Origin of the sequence: Breznakia sp. PF5-3 (assembly GCF_029504745.1) — a bacterium.
Classification (GTDB): Bacteria; Bacillota_I; Bacilli_A; order Erysipelotrichales; family Erysipelotrichaceae; genus Breznakia.
In genome coordinates this window covers 1-5,126 of sequence record NZ_JAQFIQ010000071.1, presented here as the reverse complement: position 1 = coordinate 5,126, position 5,126 = coordinate 1, and the positions used below count along the sequence as shown (strand labels likewise).

Sequence of the window (5,126 nt, the reverse complement as noted above, 5' to 3'; positions counted from 1 at the left end):
TGGCAATTTGCTATCTTCACTAGAGCAAGCCTAGCTATTGTCGCCGTAAAAGTGCTTAACTTCTGTGTTCGAAATGGGAACAGGTGTGACCACTTTGCCATCATCACCAGATCTTGAAGGTAAATCCTTCAAAACTAAATAACAGTCAACTTCTTTCTTGTTCTCTATAAAACCTATCTTTTCTTTGTGATTAAGTCCTCGACCGATTAGTACTAGTCAACTCCATGTATCGCTACACTTCCATCTCTAGCCTATCAACCTTATCGTCTTTAAGGGGTCTTACTACTTACGTATGGGAAATCTCATCTTGGAGGAGGCTTCGCGCTTAGATGCCTTCAGCGCTTATCCTTTCCCTACTTAGCTACCCAGCTATGCCGTTGGCACGACAACTGGTGCACCAGAGGTAAGTCCATCCCGGTCCTCTCGTACTAAGGACAGCTCTCCTCAAATTTCCTACGCCCACAACAGATAGGGACCGAACTGTCTCACGACGTTCTGAACCCAGCTCGCGTACCGCTTTAATGGGCGGACAGCCCAACCCTTGGAACCGAATTCAGCTCCAGGATGCGATGAGCCGACATCGAGGTGCCAAACCTCGCCGTCGATGTGAACTCTTGGGCGAGATCAGCCTGTTATCCCCAGGGTAGCTTTTATCCGTTGAGCGACGGCCCTTCCATTCGGTACCGCCGGATCACTATTCCCGACTTTCGTCCCTGTTCGACTTGTAGGTCTCACAGTCAAGCATGCTTCTGCAATTGCACTCGTCGATTGATTTCCATCCAATCTGAGCATACCTTTGGGCGCCTCCGTTACTTTTTAGGAGGCGACCGCCCCAGTCAAACTGCCCACCTGACACGGTCCCTCTACCGGATAACGGTAGTAGGTTAGAATTTCAATTAAACAAGGGTGGTATCCCAACAATGACTACACATACACTGGCGTGCATGCTTTTACGTCTCCCACCTATCCTGTACATGTTTAATCAAAATTCAATATCAAGCTACAGTAAAGCTCCATGGGGTCTTTCCGTCTAGTTGCGGGTAACCTGCATTTTCACAGGTACTAAGATTTCACCGAGTCTGCTGCCGAGACAGCGCCCAAATCGTTACTCCTTTCGTGCGGGTCAGAACTTACCTGACAAGGAATTTCGCTACCTTAGGACCGTTATAGTTACGGCCGCCGTTCACTGGGGCTTCAGTGCACTGCTTCGGATAAATCCTAACAGATTCCCTTAACCTTCCAGCACCGGGCAGGAGTCACCCCCTATACGTCGTCTTTCAACTTAGCAGAGAGCTGTGTTTTAGATAAACAGTCGCTTGGGCCTATTCACTGCGGCTCATTTAATGAGCATCCCTTCTTGCGAACGTACGGGATCATTTTGCCGAGTTCCTTGGCAACAGTTCTCTCGCTCACCTCAGGCTTCTCGCCTTGCCCACCTGTGTCGGTTTCGGTACAGGCCGTCATAAGATATACTAGAAGCTTTTCTTGGAAGCCGGTATCATGTACTTTTTTACTCGCCCGAAGGCTTTCTTTTACCCATCACGTCTTCGCCTTATAGTATGCGGATTTTCCTACATACAAGCTACCTCGCTTAGACCACAATCCATTAAGTGGCATACATTAACCGTCTCCGTCACTCCATCATTCTTACGCGGGTACAGGAATATCAACCTGTTGTCCATCGACTACGCCTTTCGGCCTCATCTTAGGTCCTGACTTACCCAGGGCGGACGAACCTTCCCCTGGAAACCTTAGGCTATCGGTGTGCAGGATTCTCACCTGCATCTCGCTACTCACACCGGCATTCTCACTTCCATACTCTCCAACGCTCCTCTCGGTACATCTTCAACGTGTATGGAACGCTCCTCTACCACACATACTTGCGTATGTATCCACAGCTTCGGTATTATGCTTAGCCCCGGTACATTTTCGGCGCAGGGTCACTCGACTAGTGAGCTGTTACGCACTCTTTAAAGGATGGCTGCTTCTAAGCCAACCTCCTAGTTGTCTGTGCATCCCCACATCCTTTTCCACTTAGCATAAATTTTGGGACCTTAGCTGGTGATCTGGGCTGTTTCCCTTTCGACCATGGACCTTATCACCCACAGTCTGACTGCTGAATATATCAACGTGGCATTCGTAGTTTGATTGTAATCAGTACCCCGAGATGGGGCCATCGTACATTCAGTGCTCTACCTCCACGCGACTCTACTTCAACGCTAGCCCTAAAGCTATTTCGAGGAGAACCAGCTATATCCAGGTTCGATTGGAATTTCTCCGCTATCCACAATTCATCCGCTAGCTTTTCAACGATAGTCGGTTCGGTCCTCCATTGAGTTTCACCTCAACTTCAACCTGATCATGGATAGATCACCTGGTTTCGGGTCTACCGCATCGTACTCTCGCCCTATTAAGACTCGCTTTCGCTTCGGCTCCGTATTTTCTACTTAACCTCGCACGATATGGTAACTCGCCGGTTCATTCTACAAAAGGCACGCCATCACCCTTTAACGGGCTCTGACTTCTTGTAAGCATACGGTTTCAGGTTCTATTTCACTCCCCTCCCGGGGTTCTTTTCACCTTTCCCTCACGGTACTGGTTCACTATCGGTCACTATGGAGTATTTAGCCTTGCCAGATGGTCCTGGCTGATTCCGACAAGATTTCACGTGTCTCGCCGTACTCAGGATACTGCTAGGTTTTACTTTGCTTTCATATACGGGACTTGCACCCTCTTCGGTTGGCCTTTCAATGCCATTCTATTAACATCATAAATACCACGTCGCAGTCCTACTACCCCGATTCAAGATCGGTTTGGGCTCCTCCCATTTCGCTCGCCGCTACTTTGGGAATCACTGTTGTTTTCTTTTCCTCTAGGTACTAAGATGTTTCAATTCCCTAGGTTGCTCTCTCATAAGCTATGTATTCACTTATGGATGACAGATCATTACTTCTGCCGGGTTCCCCCATTCGGATATCGCCGGATCGTTGTGTACTTACCACTCCCCGACGCGTTTCGCCGTTAGTTGCGTCCTTCTTCAGCTCATAGTGCCAAGGCATCCACCGTACGCCCTTATTAACTTAATCACTTACTAATTACTTACTCTTTTTAAAAGAATTTAGTGTGTTTGTTTATAGCGTATTTTTTTCGATAACTGTCTTGTTTTTGACTTTGTTTTCTTTCTAATTATTCCCATAATTAAAAAGAGACTGTTTTTCTCGATTATTTTCTTACAAACTATTCGAAAAGATCATGTTTTATTTTTTTGATAACAATTCTTTTCTGATGTCTTCTGTTATTCAGTTTTCAAAGATCTATACTTCTGTTTCTTGAAAGGTTAAACCTTTCAAAACTAAATAGGAAACTTCGCTTTCTTTGTGTACTTTCTCCTTAGAAAGGAGGTGATCCATCCCCACGTTCCCGTAGGGATACCTTGTTACGACTTAACCCCAGTCATCGGTCCTACCTTCGACGGCTCACTCCTAAAAGGTTATGCCACCGGCTTCGGGTATTACCAACTTCCATGGTTTGACGGGCGGTGTGTACAAGGCCCGAGAACGTATTCACCGTAGCATGCTGATCTACGATTACTAGCGATTCCGACTTCATGAAGTCGAGTTGCAGACTTCAATCCGAACTGAGACAACCTTTATGAGATTTGCTTGCTCTCGCGAGTTCGCTGCTCTTTGTAGTTGCCATTGTAGTACGTGTGTAGCCCAGGCCATAAGGGGCATGATGATTTGACGTCATCCCCACCTTCCTCCGGTTTATCACCGGCAGTCTCTCTAGAGTCCTCAACTAAATGTTAGTAACTAAAGACAAGGGTTGCGCTCGTTGCGGGACTTAACCCAACATCTCACGACACGAGCTGACGACAACCATGCACCACCTGTCACCGAGATAACCTCCATTATGTCTCCATAACTTTGCTCGGGATGTCAAGGCCTGGTAAGGTTCTTCGCGTTGCTTCGAATTAAACCACATACTCCACCGCTTGTGCGGGCCCCCGTCAATTCCTTTGAGTTTCACACTTGCGTGCATACTCCCCAGGCGGAGAACTTATTGCGTTAACTGCAGCACTGAATTACTCCAACACTTAGTTCTCATCGTTTACGGCGTGGACTACTAGGGTATCTAATCCTATTTGCTCCCCACGCTTTCGTGCCTCAGCGTCAGTTACAGACCAGCAAGCCGCCTTCGCCACTGGTGTTCCTCCATATATCTACGCATTTTACCGCTACACATGGAATTCCACTTGCCTCTTCTGCACTCTAGCCAAACAGTTTCCAAAGCGAACAGTGGTTGAGCCACTGGCTTTTACTTCAGACTTATTCGACCGCCTACGCACCCTTTACGCCCAATAATTCCGGATAACGCTTGCCACCTACGTATTACCGCGGCTGCTGGCACGTAGTTAGCCGTGGCTTTCTGGTAAAGTACCGTCAACTAAAGATCATTTCCTATCTCTAGCTTTCTTCCTTTACAACAGAGCTTTACAGACCGAAATCCTTCTTCGCTCACGCGGCATTGCTCGTTCAGGGTTTCCCCCATTGACGAAAATTCCCTACTGCTGCCTCCCGTAGGAGTCTGGGCCGTGTCTCAGTCCCAATGTGGCCGGTCACCCTCTCAGGTCGGCTATGCATCATCGCCTTGGTAAGCCGTTACCTTACCAACTAGCTAATGCACCGCGGGTCCATCCTTCAATGGTGCATACGCACCTTTAATAAATTTGAGATGCCTCAAATTTACCTATCCGGTATTAGCTATCGTTTCCAATAGTTATCCCAGTTTGAAGGGCAGGTTACCCACGTGTTACTCACCCGTTCGCCACTAAGTGAGATTCCATTTCCACTTCCGTGCAAGCACTTCTGTTTCTATGGGTCACTTCGTTCGACTTGCATGTATTAGGCATGCCGCCAGCGTTCATCCTGAGCCAGGATCAAACTCTCCATTTTGCTCATTTATGAACACGACTCTTTGCGTGTTTTGTGTTTTTGTTTTCCGTGAATTCTTGTTTCGAAATTGACGTTTCCTATTTAGTTTTCAAAGATCTAATTCTCTTGCTCGGCTCTCGACCGTGCCTGTTTATAATATCAAATCTATTTACCCCTGTCAACGCTTTTTTT

Annotated in this window: 3 rRNA genes; all 3 read right to left on the bottom strand. The window is 47.2% G+C overall.

The features are described 5' to 3' along the window. A 5S ribosomal RNA gene (gene rrf / locus M2475_RS11165) occupies positions 1-111 on the bottom strand; the annotation flags it as partial. A 75-nt stretch (positions 112-186) separates the two neighbouring features. Further along, positions 187-3,086, bottom strand: a 23S ribosomal RNA gene (locus tag M2475_RS11160). Between the two features lie 308 nt (positions 3,087-3,394). Next, positions 3,395-4,955, bottom strand: a 16S ribosomal RNA gene (locus tag M2475_RS11155). Positions 4,956-5,126: the final 171 nt, after the last annotated feature.